Source organism: Paraburkholderia sp. A1RI-2L (assembly GCF_048957375.1).
In the GTDB taxonomy this organism is placed as follows: domain Bacteria; phylum Pseudomonadota; class Gammaproteobacteria; order Burkholderiales; family Burkholderiaceae; genus Paraburkholderia.
The window spans coordinates 1,023,167-1,044,542 of the sequence record NZ_JARBTA010000003.1 but is presented as its reverse complement, the minus strand read 5'-3'; the positions used below and the strand labels follow the sequence as shown (position 1 = coordinate 1,044,542).

The 21,376-nt window shown below is 61.8% G+C and carries 19 protein-coding genes; 2 read left to right on the top strand and 17 right to left on the bottom strand.

The annotated features are described in order from the left end of the window. The first annotated feature begins 15 nt into the window (after positions 1-15). Positions 16-1,539, top strand: a complete 1,524-nt coding sequence (locus PWP93_RS27975) for a hypothetical protein (protein WP_421046896.1) — start codon at positions 16-18, stop codon at positions 1,537-1,539. A gap of 228 nt (positions 1,540-1,767) precedes the next feature. On the opposite strand, the gene PWP93_RS27970 is transcribed toward PWP93_RS27975, so the two are convergent. From PWP93_RS27970 to PWP93_RS27955, 4 genes are all read right to left on the bottom strand, one after another. After that, positions 1,768-2,541 carry a hypothetical protein gene (locus PWP93_RS27970; protein ID WP_421046895.1) on the bottom strand — a complete coding sequence of 258 codons (774 nt, stop codon included), beginning with the start codon at positions 2,539-2,541 and terminating at the stop codon, positions 1,768-1,770. After that, complete coding sequence (locus tag PWP93_RS27965; protein WP_421046894.1) at positions 2,534-3,226, bottom strand: protein mobD; 693 nt, start codon at positions 3,224-3,226, stop codon at positions 2,534-2,536. Before PWP93_RS27965 ends, PWP93_RS27970 begins: the two co-directional genes overlap by 8 nt. Positions 3,227-3,235: 9 nt before the next feature. Beyond that, a complete protein-coding gene (locus PWP93_RS27960; protein WP_421046893.1) occupies positions 3,236-3,700 on the bottom strand; it encodes a hypothetical protein in 465 nt (154 codons plus the stop codon). A 633-nt stretch (positions 3,701-4,333) separates the two neighbouring features. Then, complete coding sequence (locus PWP93_RS27955; protein ID WP_421046892.1) at positions 4,334-4,618, bottom strand: hypothetical protein; 285 nt, start codon at positions 4,616-4,618, stop codon at positions 4,334-4,336. Positions 4,619-5,180: 562 nt separating this feature from the next. Between PWP93_RS27955 and PWP93_RS27950 the strand changes: the two genes are divergently transcribed. Next, positions 5,181-5,609: a hypothetical protein gene (locus tag PWP93_RS27950; protein WP_421046891.1), complete on the top strand. Its 429-nt coding sequence runs from the start codon at positions 5,181-5,183 to the stop codon at positions 5,607-5,609. 258 nt (positions 5,610-5,867) lie between these two features. Here PWP93_RS27950 and PWP93_RS27945 read toward each other — a convergent pair whose 3' ends face one another. From PWP93_RS27945 to PWP93_RS27885, 13 genes are all read right to left on the bottom strand, one after another. Beyond that, positions 5,868-6,881, bottom strand: coding sequence for a relaxase/mobilization nuclease domain-containing protein (locus PWP93_RS27945; protein WP_421046890.1), 1,014 nt, complete (start codon positions 6,879-6,881; stop codon positions 5,868-5,870). Position 6,882: 1 nt separating this feature from the next. Further along, on the bottom strand, positions 6,883-7,323 hold the full coding sequence (locus PWP93_RS27940; RefSeq protein WP_421046889.1) for a plasmid stabilization protein: 441 nt from the start codon (positions 7,321-7,323) through the stop codon (positions 6,883-6,885). Positions 7,324-7,427: 104 nt separating this feature from the next. Next, positions 7,428-8,951 carry an LPD7 domain-containing protein gene (locus tag PWP93_RS27935; RefSeq protein ID WP_421046888.1) on the bottom strand — a complete coding sequence of 508 codons (1,524 nt, stop codon included), beginning with the start codon at positions 8,949-8,951 and terminating at the stop codon, positions 7,428-7,430. Between the two features lie 57 nt (positions 8,952-9,008). Further along, a complete protein-coding gene (locus PWP93_RS27930; RefSeq protein ID WP_421046887.1) occupies positions 9,009-10,877 on the bottom strand; it encodes a PriCT-2 domain-containing protein in 1,869 nt (622 codons plus the stop codon). After that, positions 10,874-12,592: a type IV secretory system conjugative DNA transfer family protein gene (locus tag PWP93_RS27925; RefSeq protein WP_421046886.1), complete on the bottom strand. Its 1,719-nt coding sequence runs from the start codon at positions 12,590-12,592 to the stop codon at positions 10,874-10,876. The genes PWP93_RS27930 and PWP93_RS27925 overlap by 4 nt, the downstream gene beginning before the upstream one ends. After that, the gene (locus PWP93_RS27920; protein ID WP_421046885.1) at positions 12,589-12,963 is read right to left on the bottom strand and encodes a hypothetical protein; all 375 of its coding nucleotides are present in this window, start codon (positions 12,961-12,963) and stop codon (positions 12,589-12,591) included. Before PWP93_RS27920 ends, PWP93_RS27925 begins: the two co-directional genes overlap by 4 nt. An 11-nt stretch (positions 12,964-12,974) precedes the next feature. Beyond that, the gene (gene virB11, locus PWP93_RS27915) at positions 12,975-14,093 is read right to left on the bottom strand and encodes a P-type DNA transfer ATPase VirB11 (protein ID WP_421046884.1); all 1,119 of its coding nucleotides are present in this window, start codon (positions 14,091-14,093) and stop codon (positions 12,975-12,977) included. Then, complete coding sequence (gene virB10, locus PWP93_RS27910; protein WP_421046883.1) at positions 14,090-15,301, bottom strand: type IV secretion system protein VirB10; 1,212 nt, start codon at positions 15,299-15,301, stop codon at positions 14,090-14,092. The genes virB11 and virB10 overlap by 4 nt, the downstream gene beginning before the upstream one ends. Beyond that, positions 15,294-16,082 carry a TrbG/VirB9 family P-type conjugative transfer protein gene (locus PWP93_RS27905; RefSeq protein ID WP_421046882.1) on the bottom strand — a complete coding sequence of 263 codons (789 nt, stop codon included), beginning with the start codon at positions 16,080-16,082 and terminating at the stop codon, positions 15,294-15,296. Before PWP93_RS27905 ends, virB10 begins: the two co-directional genes overlap by 8 nt. 32 nt (positions 16,083-16,114) lie before the next feature. Further along, positions 16,115-16,819 carry a virB8 family protein gene (locus tag PWP93_RS27900; RefSeq protein ID WP_421046881.1) on the bottom strand — a complete coding sequence of 235 codons (705 nt, stop codon included), beginning with the start codon at positions 16,817-16,819 and terminating at the stop codon, positions 16,115-16,117. Between the two features lie 210 nt (positions 16,820-17,029). Beyond that, positions 17,030-17,725 carry a P-type DNA transfer protein VirB5 gene (virB5, locus tag PWP93_RS27895; protein WP_421046880.1) on the bottom strand — a complete coding sequence of 232 codons (696 nt, stop codon included), beginning with the start codon at positions 17,723-17,725 and terminating at the stop codon, positions 17,030-17,032. Between the two features lie 16 nt (positions 17,726-17,741). Continuing rightward, positions 17,742-18,911 (bottom strand): type IV secretion system protein, encoded by a 1,170-nt coding sequence (locus tag PWP93_RS27890; RefSeq protein ID WP_421046879.1) that lies wholly within the window; start codon positions 18,909-18,911, stop codon positions 17,742-17,744. Then, complete coding sequence (locus PWP93_RS27885) at positions 18,908-21,376, bottom strand: VirB4 family type IV secretion/conjugal transfer ATPase (protein ID WP_421046878.1); 2,469 nt, start codon at positions 21,374-21,376, stop codon at positions 18,908-18,910. Before PWP93_RS27885 ends, PWP93_RS27890 begins: the two co-directional genes overlap by 4 nt.

Here is a 21,376-nt window from a genome sequence, read left to right as displayed (position 1 = left end):
AGCCACAGCCGCCTCGTGCGCTTCGTCAGCCTCGCCGTCTATGAGGCAGCGGGCGGATACGTGCGCCGCGACCTGTTCAGCGACGACGAGAACGCCGGATACATTGCCGACGCCGAACTGCTGCAGAAACTCGTCGCGCAGACGCTCGACGCAGCTGCCGCCGAAGTGCGGGCCGAGGGATGGGGATGGACGGAAACTCGTGTTGAGCGCGATTTTGCCGAACTGAACCGCCACGGCAGACTGCGCCCGGTGCAGCGCCAATACACCGACGACGAGCAGCGTGAAATGGACGCCCTCACCGCGCGGCAGGATGAACTCGCTGAAAAGATCGATGCACTCTCGGAGGACGATGAAGATGCCTACGAAGAAGCCGACCAGCTCAACGACGAAATCGAGCGGGTCAATGCGGCAATCATCGCACTCGAAAGTCGCGCGCTCGTATGGGACGCGCAGCAGATGGCCGAGGCGGGTACATTCGTGATCGTCGGACCGCAAGGTGAACTCGTCATCGAACGCGGCCTCGTGCGACGCGAGAACAGCGCGGCGCTCGACGCGGCAGGCGCGACCGTCACCGGCATGGCCACAGCCGAAGGCCCGGACACCGGGTCTGCCAAGGCTCCGAAGGTTAAGCCCGTCCACAGCGCAAAACTCTGCCAGCGGCTCACCGCGCACCGCACCGCTGCCGTCCACGCGGAATTGGTCGCGCAGCCCGCCGTGGCGCTCGCCGCCATGCTGCACTATCTGATCCCGAAGGCACTGCCCGAGCACTACGGGCATGTGTCCTCTCACGGCTATCTCGCGCTGTCGGGCGAGAACAACCACGATAGCCTGCTGCGAGTAGCCGACGACCTGCCCGCCAGCCTCGCATGGAATGCCATCGAAACGCATCGGGCACGCTGGATTGCGGAACTGCCCGCAAAACGGGGCGACCTGCTGCCGTGGCTCATCGAGCAGGATCCCGGTACGACTCTGCTCGAACTGCTCGCGTTCTGCACCGGCACGCTGCTCGATGGCATCGCAGGAGAGGAAAAGCCGCATGCAATCAACCAGCTTGCGGGCGCGCTGAACCTCGACATGACCCGGTACTGGACGCCGACGCGCGCTACGTATTTCGATCACGTCAGCAAGGCACGTATCGCGGAAGTCGTGTCTGCCACCGTGTCTCCCAAGTCCGCAGCCGACCTCGAAAAGATGAGGAAGGCCGACGCAGCCGCCGCCGCCGAGCTTCGGCTCGCCAAGGCAGCATGGCTCCCGGAAATCCTCACCGATCGTGATGTCCCGGCCGCGCCGTCATGGGAAAACCGTGACGACGAGGATGAGGACGACCGCGACGACGCGGATACCGGAGACGTCGCGGACGAAACGCCAGAGGACGGAGACACCGACGCGGAACCCGACGCCGGTAACGGCACGGAACACGTCAACGACACGCCCACCAACGCAGAAGCTGTGTCCGCGGCCGCTAGTCCGCTGACGCCGTGGCCTTTCCCGACTGCCGACGGCATGAACGGAGAGCAATCCCGCCCGCTCGGGGCGTAACGCCCCCCTCGCCCCGGCAACGGGGCAAGGCAGGCGGCAAGCCCGTATCCACCGCCTGCCAGACTGGACCGGTGGAACATCTCGTGTCCGACCGTATCCGCATGGCCGTACTCGCCACCAATGCCGAAGGCTTCCGGTCCTCTACCTGACTTTCGTCGACGCCACCGACCTGCAATACAACGAAGGCCAGCCCTACGCCATGGCCCTCGCCCGCACCGAAAATGAAGGCTATCGGCCATCGATGATCGCCGTCGGCCAGAACGACACTGCGACAGGTATGCTCCGCCTCGCCGCCGTGTTCATGGAAGGCGATACCGACGAGGTATGACCCGTGCGCGCGGACGGCACGCCGTCCGCCCGTCCCCAATGGATACCTGCCCAACATCCCACAAGTCCACCCGCGCCTGCCGCCAGCAGCATCACGACCAGCCCGCCAGCGACCAGTCCGCAACACGCCCGCATGATCCGCCTCATGGCGACCCGCTCGACAGACGCGAGCGCCGCATCGAACCGCTGCCGCTGCTCGCGCGCGGCAACCGCAGTTGCGCCCACGATCCGGTTTCCGGCAACGCGAGCAATGTGGCTCGCCGCCCGCTGCGTAAGCGCAGCCAGTGCCTCGTCATTCAGCGCCGCAAGCGCGGTCCGGTAGCGCGCCTCGTGCTCATCGGTCATCTGCCCGGCCAGTTCGATCGTGGCCTTGCAGCGCGCGAGCGCGTCACGATGCTGAGTCATGAGCGCATCCGTCGCCGCCCGTGCCTCCGTCCGCACGGCATCCAGGCTGCCCGCGCCTGCCTGCCGGATGCGCTCCGGCATGGTCTCGTAGAGTCGCCCGTAGTGCTCGAGCATGACCAGCACAGACCACAGCGCATCGTTATCACGCAGGTTGAGTACGCCCGATATCCGCCGCATTCGCAGCACACTGGCGTCGTCGGGTAATTCGCCCGTGACGTCGAGAAACAGAGAGGCAAGTGCATCTACCGGCCTGCCCCGCCCGTTATCCATCGACCGTCACCTTGGCGAACATGGCATCGCACAGCGAACGCCAACGCAATAGCTCGACCCGCTCACCGATATGCATCGTCTCCGCCGCCTTGCGGATCGACATGCGCCGGCTGCGAAGCTCGTCCGCGACCCGATCGGCGAGATCGGGAAAGTCCAGCGAATGACCGCGCGCCTCGATGGAGCGGCGAAGCTGCGACCCCTGATACAGCGTGAACTTGTCCGCCGGACCGAAGTAGCCATTGCGCACGACATTCGTTACCGCGTCCGGGAACGTCTCGCTGAAAGCGTTCAGCAGTTCAAGACTGTCGCGTTGCCGGTTGATCACCCACAGGACAACAAGCCGACGCCGAAGCTCGCCAAGCGCGCCAGCGAGTGTCGCGCCGAACTGCTCGACACCCGTCTGGCTCCGCGCCGCCGTATTGACAACGATCGCAGCGTCCCGTTGCTCGTCACAAAAATTGACGAGCCCGATCCAGCCGTCTGCATCGTCCAGGTTATAGGCAATGCAACGCATCTCGTCCTGAACCGCTTTCATTACGTCCGGATTGGAGGTATCGGTTTCCACCAGCGCTGCGCGAATATCCCTCCGTAACAGATAATCGGCCAGCGCGAGTGCAACAAAGCTTTTGCCTACGCCGCCCTTGCTGCCGCCAACGAGATAGATGGGGTAAGTCGTCATGTCCATTGGAATCCTCTAAAGGTTCTCGGTATCGGGCCGGATCTCGAATGAAAACGCGTCACGCATCACCATGCTCCCCGGCCTGCTGACTGGCTTTCCCCCATCCTGCTTCTGATTCTCTCTGACAGCCTCCGCGCGCGGTACATTGTTCTTGCTTACCCTCTTCACACGGGGCGATGGCGCGGCATTTCGCCGTGCTGATTCCTTTACAACCTGTCGAGCTGGGTTGTCTTTCTTCGAGGGATATAACGCATACTTGACTGAGCCAACGCTAAAATCGACGCCCCTCTTCCTTGCATGCTCAACAATTTCCTCCAGCGTATATCCCTTCTTCCTCACCGCACCGATCACCGGACGCATCTCTTTCATCGCATCGGTAATCGAGACGCGCTGCTCGGCCTCTGGTTTGACGGGCAGCGATTCCAGAGAGCGGACAAGCTCATCCCATTGCGCTCGGGTATAGCTTTTCGCAACCGGCATGGCTCGCTCCGTCGTGCCTTCTTCATCCCATCTTGTTCACTCAGGAATACGCCGTCAACACCTGTTTTCGGCCGTATTTACGCTATCGGAACATCATGGACTCAGACGGATGGCGTCGGAATAAAAGAAATATTTTGGACGCGTCTGGCAGGAGCAACAGGCGCAGGCTGGCGTCCAGGAAACGCATGGAGAAACTTCAGGCAGACGCCACGACGGCGAGTTGCGGAACACCCCTACCATCGGAGAGAGGCGCTCTGACCATCAGGACGGGCCCGAAGAACTGCCCGCCGACAGCAACACGACAAGTTCGTAGACTATGTCCCCTGCCCGACGAACTCCCGATAGCCCTGATGGCATATCCTTGAGAATGACCGTGCAGATTTTGGGAGGATCAACAGCCGCCCGAAGTGGGATCGACCCAACAGATTCAGCGCACGCGATTGCCGATTCCAACTACTGCCCGCGCCGACATCTGGCATTCCGAAATCGGGCGTGAACCAGATTACTACGCAGGAATCAGTCCGCCAGTACGCAGACTCGACCAATCGACGTCCCGCATTCACGCGGCGCGGCACGCAGCCGCGCGAAGAGAGACCAGCGGACGTATCGGGAGTGCCCCGCGGACACCGCTGATTACCCCATGGAAATCTCCGAACGACCTCGCCGAAAGCCTTTATCTGACAGATAAAAAACGAGATTGAAACAAGGGATGGCAGGATAGGCTACCGCCGGTTTTGGGCGCCATCTGCGATACAAACGTGTTGCTTTCTTTGTCACGGTACGGCCCGCAAATCCGGCCGAGTCAAGCGACAAACCGGCACCGATTGCCAGCGTACGCGTGTCCATGTTCCGATCGCGATTCATGTGGTGGTCAACTTCGGCCGCGCAACCGAACATGCACGCATACGGGAAGATCATGAAAGCGATCTCCTCAAACTCGGCACCATCATATTCACCGTCGCGGTACGGCCGCTACAGCACATTCAGCAAGGGTGCTGTGATCACTACATCGACGTCGACGCACTACACATTGCGAGAAACTCCAGTCCCGGACAGTGTCTCCACCAGCATGCGGTAGATCGTTGTACTCGTCGCGCTCCGCATCAGCTTGCGAATGAACACTTCGCGGATCGTGGTTGACCGGCTCTTCCTTGAACACCGGGTGGTTGAGACCCGAAATTTTATGGATGTAGCAGCTAAGAATGGTCGTGCGACTACAGGCCCGACGGAGAGTGTCTCTGATTGCGTGCGCAAGGTTCGCTGCGATAAGCCCTGCCGGTTGCGAGTTCTTCCGCTAGAATCGCCGGGCGATCGCTCTCATCCCACTAATCGTCATCCAGTAATCCACGAATTTCCATAAATAGGGATGGTTTCATTTTCGCCGAGTTCGCCTATTATAAAAATTCGGAATTTTTGCTTCTCCTCTGTCTGAGTAACTGCAAAAGCCATGCAGTCAGATGGATCTCTGGGAGAACGTTTCATGGGACTTCTGAGATTTTTGATTATTCTTGGCGCGGCTTCCGGGGTTGCCAAGGGTATTCAACTCTTCAGCCATAACTGCCGACAGCGTTTTGGTTATAGTTTCTTTACTGTGCAAGGATTCTGGCTTGCAGCTATCGGCATCAATCTGCTCTGGTGGGGATACGTCGCGTGGGGCACTGCATTCGTGCATCACGAACCGACGTTTGTCGGCATCATCCTCATGGCAATTGGTCTTGCAGTCGTCGCCTGGATCGTCTTTACGAATATCCGAGACACGAATCTGCCGTATGGCGCGGCTGGGTCAGCCCTCCAGTTCGCGCTGTTCTTCCCGGTAGCACTGTACGGTTTGCCTATTCTCGCGATCACCCTGTTGTTTCTGCTCTTCGCAACATTCAAGGCCGCGCCGGTCAGGTTCATCGATCGGTGAATGATCCTGGCAGGAGACGGCCTCCCTCGGCTTGGATCAAAACAAGCAGTCGTGCCACCATCCGATCAAGGCTACAGTCAAGGCAGGCCGGAGGATCATCCGCCGCGTCCGGCAGTAGATGATCGGCAAGCCGTATGGCGCAAAAGACGCCGTGTATCCGCACCGTGTCCCGGATTCCAAATACTCAAAATCCAGGCTCGCGAATGCGTTTACAACAGATCCGCGACGCAATAGGTAGACCATCGTGGCCTGCGGGCATTAACGCTCTATGTCCGGCCTGAGGCCATCTGAGCGAGCTACGGTATCCGGCACCTGACGGTCCCGCCGATCTCGTGCGTCATCCCGCTTACGCGCTACCACTGGTCGATCCCGTTGCACAGGCATGGATCCAACGAAGTACGCCATTTCGACAGCCATCGCGCGATCCTCACGCGCTCGCGACCTCGCCATCGCGTAGGCGATCTCTCGCCAGGCGGCGAATACGCCGCCCTGCGCTACCCAGCCTGCGTCGCGCTGAGCGTCATTCGGCATTCGTTTCCAGTATCTCGGCGTTTCGCCCCGCGCCATCATATGGACGACGGCCGGCTTCGGATAGCGCTGAGTCACGCCGCGTGCACGCCGGGGCGTCGCATTCGCCTCGACACCGTGCTCACGCAGCTTCTCAGCGAAACCCTCACGCCACCGCTGAAGATCCTTATGGCGTGGATTTAGTCGACGGCCGTGCGGACCACGCACCTGTACGCACAGATGCACGTGCGGATGCGCTTCGTCATCGTGCGCCGCGAAGACATACGCTCGGCCGTCGCCGAATTCCAGCGCCGCGAAATCCCGCGCCGCATCGCGCACTGCCAGTCGGTCAGTTCCTGGCGGCATCGACAACAGGATATTGAATACCTCGCGGCGCGTGCTGGTCTCCGGGATGCCCCATCCGCCAAGCTGCCAGGTTATCGCGAGATCGCGCAACGCATCCTTGCCTGCAATACGGTCGCCGTCCTGATCTTCCAGTTCGATTCTTCCGTTACGAGAGATATAGCGCAGATGCCGACGCACGGCGCCCATGCCCTGCGCACTGGCCGCCTTATTCGTGATCTTGACCATGACCTCCGGGGTACGCCTAAGGGTGCGGGCGATTTGAGCGCGCATGCGGGCTGCTTCGTCACGAATGCCCGCACGCGGGAGTCGCGCCGCACGCGCATGACGCAGCGGCTCTTGGAACAGCCGGTCGCCCCAGTTCACGAGCATGGCGTCGATGTAGATTTTCGGGTAAGTCATATCATCGGCTCCATCGATCGAGATTCGTGCGAATGACGGCCGCCGTTGCACGCAAGTGATCGTCAATTTGCTTTCGCATATCTGCCCAATCGCACCCCAGGTCGTGACATGCGAGCTCAGCACCGCCAGCGCGCGCAAGCTGGCCAAGTAAGCGACTGATCCCGGCAAGCTGTTGAGTGGAGAGTGACAACGCGTGCAACTCATGATCGCCCAACTGAGGCTCCCTCGTTAATCGTGCGCGAATCAGCGACACAATCCAGCGATTCCCGCTCAGACCCAAAGCAGTCGCACACTGCTCGACCGCGCTCAGTTCCGCAGCGGTGAGGCGGATCTCGACGCGACTACGCGACTCCCCAACGACCGGCTGGGGCAAACCACAAATAATCGCGGTGGATTCCCGATCCGCTTCATCGCGCATAGCCGTTGCAATCAACTGGCGCACGCCTTCTCCGGCTGTCAGACCGCGACGGGCACACCAATCGTCCCAGCGCGACCTAGCCGCCCCGAGTTCAACGCACAGACGCTCGCGCCCGACCACGCCTCACCTCAACGAGATGGAGATGGTGGTGACGGCTCAACTGGTGTCCTGTCAATCTCGCGGAGCGAGGCACGTTCGGAAGCTGGGCGCTTGCGGCGATCCCGGCTCGATGGCGCAGTCGGGTCGAATATCTTCGGTATCGGAACTGGAATGCCGTTGATCTGAAACGCTGTCAGCATGCGCTGAGCACGCAGTTGCACCCGGGCAATCGATCGCTCGCTGAAACCCTGTTCTCGCATGGCCACTGCCAGCACTGCCAGATGCAATGCGCACTCACGTTCCGCATTTCCCGCGTTGCGGCGGCGACGCGTCTCCTCCTGTGCTGTAGCAGATTCAACGTGAAAATCGGGCGATTCCGCTTCGCCGCGCGACGGATTGTCGGGCTTGTCCGGGATAGAATCGACACGATCTCGCTGGACAATTTCGATCTGCCAGGTATTGCGATAAACGCTTTTCTCGTCTTCGCCGATCACGCGCCCTTCGTCATCTAGAATTGGTGCTCGCACGGTGACGAAGCGCTTGCCGAGATTTTCGAGCATCACCTGCTGGCCGACCTGAGCTTTCGCTTCGAGCATCGCACGCTCAAGATCGACGCCCCACACTACCTGATCTGTTCCGGTGTCGTCGCGAAACAAGACATAGTACGAGTCGCTGCGGGCGGGATTGTGCTGGTATGGCGCGCGGCCATGCTCGCGCAATTCCCCGGCGTACCGCGAACCATCGGCCTCGTCGTTGGTGGCGTTCCGGTTCGTGTCCGAAATAGGCGGTTCCGATGCGAGCTCATGCACCGCCGCGAAAGTTGGAATTCCGTTGCTGGCCGTCCCAGCACCGATCAGAGGCATGGCGGAGGCCATGGGTCGATCGTCTCCGTGCCCCTGCGTGCCCGCAGTAGCCGTTGCACCCACGTCCGCCGCGACCTCTATTCGATTTTCCAGCCTTGCCTGGCGAGCTTCCGCGAGGCGAGCCAAGTCCGCAGCTTTTGGCTCGTAGCCACTCACCTCAATGCCGAGCAGCGTGCCCTGCAGCCACGCCTCGCTCCGAAAAGCTTCGTGGCCCGACACGCGAATGCGCCGCCACGATTTCGCGTGCGCCATGTCGATCATCGACTCAACCACGTCCGGCCGGTTGTGCTCGGTGACGAGATATAGGCCCAGATCCTCGAACGCAAGCTGATACGGCGCATCCTTCAGGAAATACTGATTGCCCGCGCGCAGGTAGCGCTTGCGCACGCGTTCGGGCAGTTGATCGGGTGGCGCACGCCCCCGATCCATCTCAGCCGCCGTGCCGGTCGACGATCGGGTATCGGACTGCCGCGACGTTGCGGCATCGTCACGGATTGCCTGATCCCGCAATTTCGCCCGAGCAGCATCAAACTCGCGCCGGCGTCGGGCGGTTACCGCGTCCATCGCGGCCAATTCGAGCCCGTCCCGTCGTTCGTCCGACGGCTCCGGGCCACCACTGTTGTCCGGCACATCCTGTTCAATAACGTTGATGACTGGATCGGCCTCGTGAGCGGAAGTTGTCTGAGCCATGTCGCCACCTCGCATCCTAAAGATCGGCTTTGCACGTGGGCACTACGGATTCCGTCCTCATCGATCAGGCGCAGAGCCTGCTTCACGGGACGCATCCTGCTCCCTGGATTTCTCCAGTGCGGCCGCCCGTGCTTCGCGGATGCGCGTCCAGGATCTCGCCTGCAACTGGTCGAGCATCACCTCCAGATTGGGGCTGTAATTCAGCTCGCGGGCGGACTTCTTCAGTGAGCCAACCGCGCGCTCAAGAAGCTCGCGCCCTCGGTCCCACGGATAGACCTTCGCTTTGCCGCCGTCGTAACCCACTTGCAGTTCAGAACCGTTCAACCGTGCGTTTTCGTCCATCCATTTCAGACGCTCGGAAACAAACGTCATCTGGTCCTTGCGGTGAAAAACGACGCTGCGCGTCGCGACTTCCTGGATCAGATAATGTTCCGTGTTGAACACCTCGCCGCGATACGGCCCGCCGTTCTCGCGCGGCGTCGCCATCCTGAGCGGCGAACCAAACCGGTGCTCAGCCAACGCTCTGACGTCATTGGGAACGTCGCCTACGCCAAACAGCGGCTCGCCAACCGGCGGGCGCGTCGACGCAAACCGCGGGAGATCGGCGACTTGGCGGGCCGAACCCGACGATGCGGAAGCAGGAGAATCCGATGATGGTGGTTCGGAAGTGGATGCCGCATCCGCCGGCCCATTCAGCACCGGCCCGCTCGGCGCCGGCTGCTTCGGCGCACTGCGCTTCGAGGACCGGCGACGTGGGGTGCCTTCGTCATCGGCCAACAGATTTTCCTTCACGTTGCTCATCACTGCGTCCTCCTCACTCTCATCCACCTCAACCTCGGCCATGTCGGATGCGGTGGAGGCATCCAGCCGGCCATTCGTCTTTACGAGAGAGCGAGCCACGGCGCGCAGGTGCTCGCCGACCGCGTCAAAACCCGACAGCACCGCCATATCGCTGAAATCGTTCGGCACCTTGTCGTCGATGCGAGCCTCTGCTGCAAACCGTGGCCAGGCCAGATGCGCCTTTGCGTCTTCCGCTGCGCGCCGAGCCTGTATTTCGCCGCTGCCCGGCTCGCCCAGTACGATCAGACCTGTATCTGGATACCGTTCGCGCAGGCTCTGCGCCACCATTCCCAGATTCCCGCTCGATAGCGCCGCCACCGCAAACCACCCTGTTGCCTGTGAAGCGGACAAAGCCGTCGCCATACCTTCAGCAATCAGGATCAGCGAAGATTCGTCGGCCGGAACCAACGACGGCTCCGTCATCCAGTAGCCGCCCTTCTTCGCACCGCCGGCCAGTGACGACTTCTGCCCATGTTCGTCGATCAGCTCCAGTGTCGAGATCGGTCCGTTCCAGACAGGCACGATCAGCACGCGCCCCGTCAGCGGCTCCTCCTCGCTAGCCGGCGTATAGCCGAGCAGCGCGCGCAACTCGAGTGCGTCCAGTTCGCGCAGCGTATCCATCGGCTCGAGCCGCTTGCGCACGAGATACGGGTGCTCTGGCCCAACCGGCCTCGCCCACTGCCAGATCGATGTAGCTTCGCGGGCGACAGCCGCATGGCGTGCGTGTCGCTGGGCCTCCTCACGCGCTCGCTGAGCCAGCACCTCGGGAGACGGTGCCAGTACCGCCGTCACGCGGTCTGGATAATTCGTTCGCTTCAGGTCAAAGCCGTGCTGACGCGCATGCCAGAACAGTGTGGCAAGCGTCTTGCCACCCGCCGCGCTGGCCGAACGCCATGTTGTCCGGGCCGCACGCTCGCTATAGTTAGCCGCCGTGCGACTCCACGCGTCCCAGATTTCAAAACCCTCGTCGCCAAATCCCTGCTTGAGCGCGAAGGCCATGTCGACCCAGGTCTCGTATTCGTCAGCCGGTATCACAGCAAGCGCGGCACGCGCGCGGTCCACATCGTTCACATAGAGTGTCGTCATTGCAGCGCTCCCATGCTCCCCGAGCCGGTCTCGGTTGCACACCGCGCCCGCTCGACAAAATCGAGTTCCGCGACGTCAAGATCGTTCACGCTCAGATGGCGTCTCGCCTGCGCCACTTGGCGCGCCGGCACACCAAGCAGCATGAAGTGGTGCTCGACATAGGCCACCGCCTCTTCCTCGCTGATGTCGGCAAGGTTTGGCGGTAAATCGCGCGGATCCCACGCCTGCAAAACTTCCAGGTATTCGGGCGGCAGATGGATGAGCCCTGCCCCGTCCGCATCGATCTGGTCGGGTTGCAGATCGCGCAGCCGCCGCTCAACCACTGCACTGAAGTGGGCAAGGTCCAGGGCCGGCACGGACGGCGCGGTCATAATGCGCGACGCGAACTCAGGATCACGCCAGTAGCAGATCTTGTCTGCCAGGATCGGCTTGGTGTTTTCGAGCACGATGATTTCCTTGTCGCGCCCCAACTCTTTCAGCTCCTGTGGCAGCAGCAGCGGCCGGCGCTGTTCGGATACGCTCTCGCTCGATCCACCTCGACCGCCAAAGAAGGTGCTCGGACGATTCACGCTGCGCGACTGGTCGGTGAACGTACCAAGCATTTCCGAGTAGTCGTTCGCATCCTTCTGCTCCCGCGGCGCATAGAGGATCTGCATCGCATGGTTCGTAATGAAGGTGCGCGCGTCAGCCCGCCCATAAACAGATTCAAGTTGCGCGATCGACTGGACGATCGACAGCAGGCGGAGGTTGTAACCGGCCATATAGGCAACCCCACGCGCGATGATGTGGATCTTCCCGATCGACGTCATTTCGTCGAGCAGCACAAGGCACTGGAATTTCAGCGTGGGATCGGCTTCGGGCAGTTGCTTCGTGTTCAGATTGACGAGCTGCGAGAACACGAGATTGACAAGGAGTGCCGCTTCCGACAGATGGTCGGGCGTGACGCCGATATACACGGACATGCGGCGTCGGCGTACCTCACGCAGATCGAAATCGCTTGCGCTCGTCGCCGCGTCCACGATCGGATTGGCCCAGATCGTAAGCGGCGCGTTGAACGTCGCCAACACGCTCGCCAGTACCTTGTCGTCGTTGGAGAGGAAACGGTTCAACGCATCAACGCATTGCCCCGAGAGCAAAGCACGATGCTGGACAAGAGCCCGCTGCAGGTAGGGTTTGATCGGCATACCGTTACCCGACGACTGCCGCAGCACCTCGCCCATCGTGACCGGAAAGTCCGGAACAGACGCCCCATTGCCTGCGCGGCGCGCGTCACGCCACTCGCACAACAGGAGCACGATCCCGAGGAACAGGTTTCGTGCCTGATCCTTCCAAAAATCGTCGTGGCCGCCCGGCGGATACAACGCGTAACCGATCGCAAGGATGTCGCCCACTCGGAACAAACCGTCCGAGATCGCCGACAGTGGGTTGTAACGGTGCGTACGGCCGTCCTCTGCAAATGGATTGAACAGGAATACGTCCTGCCCATGCGCTCGGCGGAAACCCGCCGTGGCAACATAGTTTTCCTGCTTGATGTCGAGCACCACCACTGAATCCGGGAAACTGAGCAGGTTCGGAATCACGATGCCGACGCCCTTGCCTGAGCGGGCAGGGGCCGCAAGCAGTACGAACTGCTGCCCGGTGAGGCGAAGGTAGCGCCCGCGCCACACTCCCACGACAATCGCGGGCGGACTATTAAGGCATGCATGCGTGTTCATAGCAGCCCCGCATGGCGAATTTCCGCCTCGTTCGCAAAACGCGCGCTGCCATAGAGACGACGTCGGTTCGAGCTCTCCCATAGCAGACGCAAGCCAAAGACTGGACCACCAAAGGCCCCGAGCACGCCGAGCAGCGCGGCACCGGCCAACCTGCGCCCGACGCTCGGCATCATCCCGTGTCGCCAAGCTAGCGTCGCATCAAACCAGCCCCACAGTCCGGCGTGCAGTGAATTGATCCGCAAGCTGGCATACAGAAGGAAAGATGCAAGCCACAGCGACGCGGCTAGTCCGCCCATCAGGCACGCAAGTACGGTCAGCGTTATTGCGGCCGTTCGAGCATGCTGATACAAAGCGGAAGGTGGATGACTCATGGCCGCTCTCTCTACATGAACGCGGTGTGCGCCTTGCGCACCGGATCAAACCAGACTTCCGTCATGCCCCAGTGCCTGCCGGTCTGCTCGCCCAATGCATTGAAGACCGGGCGCGCCTCCATGTGTGCAACAACGTCGACGGTAAGGAACAGCAGGCGCTTGAGCGCCGCATCGTCCCAGGCGGCAGCCTCCCGATGTTCCTTCGCCATCAACGCGAAGCGTTCGATGGCGACAGTCGCACTGGGCGCGTGGTAGCTGGTGATAGAGCCCGCGTGTCCCGTCGTCAGGAGCTTCAGGAAGTCATAGGCTTCGGCGCCGCGCAGTTCGGCCAGCAGTACGCGATCCGGCCGCATGCGCATCGCGCTCGATATCAAATCAGCGGGCGTCACGCGCGCCTGGCCGTGCCCGCCCTTGCTGTACAACAGATGCACGCAGTTCTCGATGTGTCGGATGAACAACTCGCGGACATCTTCGATCGTCACGATTCGCTCGGTCGCCGGGATCGAACGACAAAGAGTCTTCATGAAACTGGTTTTGCCGGAGCCCGTGTTGCCAACGACGGCGATGTTGAGCCGGCCAGTTACCGCGCCGACAAAAAATGCACCCCAGTGCCGTGCATCCAGATACTGAACAAGCCTTCGATCATCGGCGGGCAGTCCGGGCAGAGCTGTGTCGAGCCCATCCGGACGATGCCAGACCGTATCGTCGAACAGGCCCTCGTCTCGATAAGCGTCGAGCGTCTTCTCACGTGCCGAGGGACGGCGGATCGTGATCGACACGGTTCGCGATGGTACGACCGGTGGTACTACGATCTGGATGCGTGCATCCCCCGGTAACAACGCCGACAGGACGGGATGCTGAGCCGATATTTCCTGGTTGGTCAGCGTGGCCACCGCCACGGCAAACGACATCAGCCGGTCGAAATCGAGATCCTCGCAATCGTGACCGTGCCAGCCGAGCGCATTCTCGGTCAGGACGCGCTGCGGCCGGTTGATCACAAGCTCCGTCACCTCGGGATCATCGAGCAGTGGTACGAACGGTCGCATCAGTTCGCGCACTGACGCGTCATCAGGCAGCCGGTGTTGCATCCGATCGAGAGATGCGTCTGGCAAGTGCGTGGTCGGCATCATTGGGTGTCCTCCGGTAGCAGCGCGTATACCGATGCAAAGTCCAGATCGCGCGCAATCACGATCGTGAACTCCGCGCCCTGGCTCTGGGTCAGCGTCGGCGGAATATTGACCGTGCTGTCGAGGACGCGCGTGGCCGTATCGTTGCCCTGCTGCTGCGTGTTCTGGAACACGACCGATCCGTTGGTGTTGCCGCCACGCGTCGCCAGATAGCCGATCGCATCCTGGGTTATTCCGAGCAGCATCGCCGCGCCGATGCGCTGATGCCAGTGGTTGTCGACGTATCCGTCAATGCCCATGCGACCAAGCGCGTCGGCGGCGGGCGAATCGATCTCGACCGTGACGCCGTGGGGTGTCTTGATGCGGGCTGACAACACGAACACCCGCTTCTGGCCCGGTGACAGGTTCGAACGATACTCACTGTTGATCTGCGAACCACGCTCGATCAACACCACACGGCCATCGTCGGAATAGACGTTCTTTGTCACCGTGCATGTCGAGATGCCGGCCTGGGTCGAATCGAAAGCCGTGTCGCCTACGCAGTCGACCTTGGCGCCCTGGGCGAGCACCAGGCTCCTGTTGCCCAGCGTCCCGGCCTGTACGCGCGGCGCGATGGTCGACGTCAACGCCTGTGCGAGTGCGCCCCCCGACTGTCCCGGCCCGTGCGCTAACGGTCCCGCGCTGCTATTCGCTGCCGCTACAGAAGACGCGTCGTTCGCCATCCCACCCGGCTCCAGCACACCTTGGCTCATCGCGAGCAGAGGCGCATCGTAGTAGCTGCGAGATGCACCTGTGTGCACGGTGCGAGCCGGCGCAGTTGGTATTGCCGTACCGGACGCTGGCGTCGGATGTACCCCAACCGCACTCGCGAACGCCGGAGCCGAGGCCGCGCTATTTACCGACGACGCGGGTAGATCCCGGAACACGCGCCCCTGCGAAGGCGTATCGGCCACTGAATCGCGCTGCGCCTTCACCTGCGCATCATGCCGTGCGAGGAAACCGTGCACAGTCCAGACTGCGCCGGCGCATACCATCAGCACGAGCACGACCGGTGTCAGCCACCAGGCGCGTGGGCGGGCACCGCGGAATTGCCCGAGTGCGGGCATTCCGCGATCCGCAGCGATGCTCGATGCCTCCTCGTGGTGGCCACCGCCCGGCTGAGTGCCAGCATCTTCGGGCTCGATAACGTTGCGCGGGATATCCTCATTCATCGCCGCGGCTCCGCAGAACACGCCTCACCCCACGAACCGTCGTGCCGTCATGTGGCGGCACACCGTCCATGTCGTAAGCGTCATTCCAGATCCCAACGACCTCGGCCCCGAGCCGGAGCACAAACCGTTTCGCCACCTCGTGCACGACGATTGTGTCGCCTTCGACGTGCTTGTCGACCACGCTTTCCGTGCCGTCGTCAGCCACCCGGAAAACCGCCGGCATGCGCCGGTTGTTCGGGATGCGCAGATAAGTAAAGCGCCCGTCGTCCCATGCCGCAGTCGGCGCGATGTCGTCGGAGTTCGGCAGCGTCTGCATCGAATAACGCGAGTTACGCACGGCCGACGGCTGGGCCATGAGTTTTGCGACTATCTCTGCGTTCGAAATTCCATGTGCCTGTTTCGCCAGTTCGTCCGGATAGACGAAGGTCACGCGGTACATCACGCGGTTGTTGCCAAATTTCGACTTGAGCGGCAGGACCACTAGATCGAAACTATAGCTGCGCCGGTCAGTGCGAATTTCGAGATTCGAATTGTGCGCAGCGAGTTGCGGCTTCAGGTACACGTCGTGATCACCCTTGTTTGCGACTACCTGCCAGCCATCCCGATCTCCCGGCGCGACGATCAGAAGATGCTCGTCTGTACCGAGCGCGATATGCGTGGCAAAGCCTCGCTGTGCCTCGATGCGGACCACTTGATCCACCTGATAGACCACCTGGCGGACCCGCGAGTCGTCGCTCCATCCGGGTATTTCGACCGCGTGTGCAAGACCCATGATCGCCATGCCAGCCAGCGCTGCATAAATCGAAAGTGCATTCATGGCGCGCCTCCAGCGACGACAGCGGAGGCAGACGGCGTATATTCCGCGTCCCGGCTATAGGCGGTCACCTTGAAGCCGAACGGGTTCGCGATCGCCACGCTCTCACGAGTGAACACGGGAGGCCGGTAGGTATAGGCGAGCGTGATAACGAAACGCTGCGTCGGCTCGGCAAGTGCCTCGCCGTTTTTGAACGACGTGCGCTCGACATGCACCACTGCATGGCCCGGTTCGTCCGGCGGCAGTGTGATCGAGAGAATGCGGATGCGTCGTTCAAGACCGGGCCCCAACTTCCGGTCCAGCGCATCGGGACCGCTGAAGATGCCCCGATAGTCTCGGGCAACAACGTCATCGCTCATCGCAAGCACGCTGTCGTAATCCATCTGCAACAGGCCCCAGTTGTAGCGCTCGCGTGCGCGCACATAGGTCTCGACCCAGTGCTTGTCCTGAATCTCTTTCGTATGCACATGGCGAGCGTCGAGCACATCGATCACCTGAGATTGGCCTGTCAGCTGATCGACCTCGATGGGCAGCGGCACCACCCGATAGAACGGCACCATGACCGCGAGCGCCGTCGCGCTAAGCACGGCAACGCCGATCGCCGCATAAGCGACATGCCAGGCACGCCGTTCGGAGCGCTCCTGAAGGTAGGTCAGTGATGCCTCGATGTCGAGCACGCGACCATAATCGTGCAGCGGGCTCATGACGGCTCCCCGGCGTCGGGAGACACGGACCGGTCCGGAGCAACGGGCACCGTAGCCGGTACATCAGGCACCGGATAAACGCGATTGATCGGCACGCGATGCAGACCGTCCGGTAATGCTGGCTTCGGCGGCCCACTGCTGCATCCGGCCAGGCTCCAGGCAAGGCAACCGGCCAGCGTCAAGGAGCTCAGCGTGGACATGGCGGTCTCCTCAGTTTCCGAATGAGGCCGGTACCATCTGGTCTTGCAGCCGGTTGGTCTTGCCTGCCCGGCTGAGCACCAATTCGCTTTGCTGCTCAGCCACGAGCTTGTCCTCGGTCTCGGCCAGCATCCGGAAAAGCTGCAGCTTGGTCATCTCGTTGCCGACCACAGTCGATTCGGTCTGGATACGCGCCTGCAGCTCCGCGATACCTTTCGGGTCCTGCGTCGCATCGATCTGTTTAGCCAGGCTCTGGATCTGGTTCAGCTCCTGCAACTCGGTCTGGTACGCCTGCAGGCCGAATGCCTTGTCCTGATAGGGCTTGTTGAGCGCGCGCTGGCACACCTGCTGGTCGATTCCGGTCTGGTCTTCGCAGTTGTAGATCGTGTTCGCCGAGCGCAATGCCTGTGCGCTGCCGGTCAGGCCCACGTAGCCGCCGTCCTGAATCGCCGTATAGACGCTCTGCCAGTTGGGCGGTAACGAATTGGCGACGACTGGATTGCTCAGGAGCGTACCGAAGCCGCGCGCGCCGACCGTCGACTGATAGATCTGCATTTCCTGCTGCACTTGCTGCTTGAGCTGACCCACTGTCGCAATGGCTTGTACAACGTTCTGTGCGTCGAAAACCGGAATACCCTGGGCCCGAGCGCCAGCGCACCATGCCATACATACGATTGCGGAAATCATCCAGCTGTTTCGTCCGTTCATGGTCATCACCTCCTCTTCAACCACCCTGCCGGCCCAGATTTGCGCGCGCGACACGCTGATATGCCGGTGTCGAACCACTCGCCGAATTTCCACCGGGCCCGCCATCTGAACCCGTCCGATCGCGAATCGCGCCGCCGGAGCGTGGCCCTCCATCACTACGGTTGAATGCCCGTCCAATCGCTGTTGCGAGGCTTCGCGATGCCATGCCCGCCATGAAAGCGCCGAAGCCGGTCAACGTTGCGCCACCCGACAGGCCCGCCGCCACGGCCGGCAACTGCCAACCGACCATCGCGAGAAACACACCGGTCGCAAACAGACCAATCGCGGCAGCAGCAGCCGCGGCATCGTCAAGGGAAGCGGAGATGGCTTGCACAAGCGCCGATGCATCCGCGCCAGGCGAGCTGCCCGTTGCATGGAACGGGGCGAGGTCTGCGGAAAACGCCGTCAGCGCCATGCCAAGGAACGCGGCAACGAGAGCCTGCAACAATGCGTAATTGGCGACCTTTGCGGTCCATGCCTCGAAAAAACGTGCAGTCGGCGCGAACGCCGCGCACGCAATGAAGATCGGGCCGAGTCCGAGCACGAGATCGAGCAGCATTCTCGCCATCACGACCTCGAAGGCCAGGACGATCAGAAAGATCGAGCCGCCGAGCGCGGCAACCAGTCCGCACACGAAATCGCCAATTGCAGCGGCCAGGCCGCTCGGGCTGATTCCTTCATGCGTTGCCTTGTTGAAGTAGGCGTCCATCACGAGATCGATCTGCTGGTCGTAGCAGTCGAGCGTCTGATAGATGCTGGTTGCCGAACCTTGGGCCGTCACGCTGCTGCCGTTGACCGAACCGCATCCGGGATTGCCACCACCCGTCGTGTTCGCCGCGTTCTGGATCGTCTGGGCCAGCCCCGACGTCGCGCCATCAATGGCGTTCACGACCTGCTGCTGGTAGATGCCGGTACTCAGTGCGAAACCGAGCGTGATCGCCATCTTCAGTCCGCGCCAGGCAAAGGCCGGCACCGCCTCGTGCGCTTCACCGCGCACTACCGCGAGGCCATAGGCCATCACCCAGATCGTGACGGCCGTCATGACGACGGGCACGAGCGCGCCGGATAGCGCCGACGACACGTTCGTGACGTAGGTAGACATGCCGTTTTCGAGGGTGCCGCCCACTGCGTTAAAGAGGCCGCTCATCGCCCACCTCCCTGCCCCGGCAACGGCGACGGACGCGCGCCAACCTGGGCCGCCCGTCGCGTCGCCAACCGCTCATGGAAGACTGGCAACCAGTCCCGCGGCGCATCACCGACCTGCGCGCGGATCGTGTCGAGCAGTTCCACGTTGTCGGTCGTGCCTGAGAGCACGTCGAGCACATCACCGAGACCGGCAAGATCGAGCCGGCCGATGGCCGACCGATGGCCCTGCTTGACGAGGAACAGGCGGCTGTTCTCGCCGAGATTGCGAACGATGTTGAATTCCGCCTCGGTCAGCTTGAAGCCGCGCACATAGTCGTCGTAGTCGGCCCGCGGATTCGGCAGGAAGAAGAACGTCGCACTCTGCTCGATTAGCGCACTTGCGATGTCACTGCGGAGAACATCGGCTGGGGACTGGGTATCAAAAATACCGAGCCCGTTCTGCTTGCGGATCGTCTTCTGCTTGTTCTTCGCAAAGTCCGTAAAGACCGGATCACTGAGGCGCTTCCAGAATTCGGTCATCACGTAGATGAAGCGTCGGCCGTCGATCAGATTTTCGGTCCGATGCAGCAGGTACATCGTGACCGGCGTCGATATCTCCGTGTCGTCGAGGAGTTCGGTGTCGTCGAAACCAAACAGGCTCGCGCGCGCGAGATCGATGCTGTCGGTCGGATTGTCGAGCACCCATCCCAGGCGTCCGCCAGCGCACCATTTGGCGAGCCGCGCATGCAGGCTGTTTTCGCCCACGTTAGGCAGGAGCTGCCGCACCATCGACAAGCGGCGAAGAGGCTTATCCATGCGTGCCACCTCACGCACGGCGCGCGAGATGTCAATCTCATCCCGTGCGGACAGCGGCTCCCCGATGTCGACGAGCTTGCGTACGAGCCGCTCCCAGAAGTCAACCACGGAATCACCCGGCGCCATCTGGAAGGGATTCAGTCCGGTCGGCTCGCCGCGGCGGAACACCGTATAGGTACCGCCCATCGCCCGAATTGCGATCTCCGTGCCGCGGTCCTTGTCGAACAGCACGGCCGTGATCTCGTACCTGGTCGCCATCGCCAGCAGGAACAATTCGAGTACCGTCTTGCCTGCACCGGCCCGGCCGATGATCTGGGTGTTTGCGAGCGCCTTCTCGTCGAGCGAGTCCTGCTTGTCAGGCGTCGCGTGGAAATTCAGATATAGCGGCTGGCCACTGGGTGTCTTGACGATCGTGATCGCCTCGCCCCACGGATTGCCATCACGCTTGCCTGTCGCGAAGTTATGCAAACAGGAAAGCCCACAGAAATTGCGCGATGTGAGCTTCGCCTCACGCGGCCGATAGCGCCAATTTGCCGGTAGCTGTGCAAACCAGGCCGCGTCGGCCACGAGATCAATCAACGCCGTCTGGAAGCCGGCATCGGCCAGTTGCGTGCGGGCCTTCGCGACGCTTCTGGACACCTCGTCCAGCGTGTCTCCAAGTACCGCCAGCGAATAGTGGTACTCGCCGAGGACGAAATCGCCGTTGATCAAATCATCAAGCGCCCGGTCGATCGCCTCGACCTGGGACACGGCGACATCCTCACCGGCGATGAGCTGATTGCGCTGCCGCTCGAGCGCCTCCTTCGCCGTTGGTTTGTCCAAGATCGTGAAACTCTGCGTCTCGATATACTCGAAGTCGCCGTACAGCAGACCATTGAACAGACCCGGCTCGGTATCTTCCGGATAATCCTTCAGATCGAGCATCGCAGCGATGCGGGTCGCCGCCGGCATGCGGATCTCGACCTTCTCAGCGCTGACAAAGAGCCGCGAAGTCGGCAGAGCTTCGCGAATCGGGCCGGCTGGCACAGGCTCGCGCTCCCAGACGCCGTTTACGAGGTAGCCGAGCAGTTCCAGCGCTGACGAATAGCGACGCGGGCGCAGCGTGAAAGGACTTTGTCGCGTATAGACACCGAGTGCAATCGGATCATAGTGCTTTAGACTCGATTCGACTTGAGCCGCCAGTTCGCCCATCACCTTCAGCGCGTTGAGCTGGTCGCGCCGGATATCGTCGCGCGTGCGGCGCGCCGCACGGCTGAAGACACGACCGAGTTGTGTACGGTTCGGCCGGTAGACCACCGTCAGGTACAGCTCGTTGGCCATCATCCGGTAGCCCGCAAAGCTCGCGTAGTACCGCGTCGCCAGCTCCTCGCAGAAGCGGTTGCGGTACTGCGTTGAAAAATGATCCGACATACGCCGACGCAGACGATGCGACCACAGCGCCACATGGCCGCCAGCGAGTCCACGCACGAACTGATTGAACCCGTCGTGCCGCGCAAGGATGTCGGCAGGATCCGCCGCCTCAAACGCGATGCCGGCAATCCTCCAGATCTGCAGGTAGTCGCCTTCCCTCGTCTTGATCACGTTGTCGGTTACGTGCGTCGAGTACGGGATATAGTCGGCGAGCGGCACTTCCCGATTCGCGATGGGAACGAGTTGCGGTTTGGCCGGCAT

Coding starts and splice junctions, on each gene's coding strand:
- PWP93_RS27935 (WP_421046888.1), bottom strand. CDS start 8,951: ATGGCTCAGACAACTTCCGCTCACGAGGCCGATCCAGTCATCAACGTT.
- PWP93_RS27925 (WP_421046886.1), bottom strand. CDS start 12,592: ATGAACACGCATGCATGCCTTAATAGTCCGCCCGCGATTGTCGTGGGA.
- PWP93_RS27885 (WP_421046878.1), bottom strand. CDS start 21,376: ATGCCGGCCAAACCGCAACTCGTTCCCATCGCGAATCGGGAAGTGCCG.
- PWP93_RS27930 (WP_421046887.1), bottom strand. CDS start 10,877: ATGACGACACTCTATGTGAACGATGTGGACCGCGCGCGTGCCGCGCTT.
- virB5 (WP_421046880.1), bottom strand. CDS start 17,725: ATGAACGGACGAAACAGCTGGATGATTTCCGCAATCGTATGTATGGCA.
- PWP93_RS27950 (WP_421046891.1), top strand. CDS start 5,181: ATGGGACTTCTGAGATTTTTGATTATTCTTGGCGCGGCTTCCGGGGTT.
- PWP93_RS27970 (WP_421046895.1), bottom strand. CDS start 2,541: ATGGATAACGGGCGGGGCAGGCCGGTAGATGCACTTGCCTCTCTGTTT.
- PWP93_RS27900 (WP_421046881.1), bottom strand. CDS start 16,819: ATGAGCCCGCTGCACGATTATGGTCGCGTGCTCGACATCGAGGCATCA.
- virB11 (WP_421046884.1), bottom strand. CDS start 14,093: ATGATGCCGACCACGCACTTGCCAGACGCATCTCTCGATCGGATGCAA.
- PWP93_RS27890 (WP_421046879.1), bottom strand. CDS start 18,911: ATGAGCGGCCTCTTTAACGCAGTGGGCGGCACCCTCGAAAACGGCATG.
- PWP93_RS27965 (WP_421046894.1), bottom strand. CDS start 3,226: ATGGACATGACGACTTACCCCATCTATCTCGTTGGCGGCAGCAAGGGC.
- PWP93_RS27955 (WP_421046892.1), bottom strand. CDS start 4,618: ATGATCTTCCCGTATGCGTGCATGTTCGGTTGCGCGGCCGAAGTTGAC.
- PWP93_RS27920 (WP_421046885.1), bottom strand. CDS start 12,963: ATGAGTCATCCACCTTCCGCTTTGTATCAGCATGCTCGAACGGCCGCA.
- virB10 (WP_421046883.1), bottom strand. CDS start 15,301: ATGAATGAGGATATCCCGCGCAACGTTATCGAGCCCGAAGATGCTGGC.
- PWP93_RS27960 (WP_421046893.1), bottom strand. CDS start 3,700: ATGCCGGTTGCGAAAAGCTATACCCGAGCGCAATGGGATGAGCTTGTC.
- PWP93_RS27905 (WP_421046882.1), bottom strand. CDS start 16,082: ATGGCGATCATGGGTCTTGCACACGCGGTCGAAATACCCGGATGGAGC.
- PWP93_RS27945 (WP_421046890.1), bottom strand. CDS start 6,881: ATGACTTACCCGAAAATCTACATCGACGCCATGCTCGTGAACTGGGGC.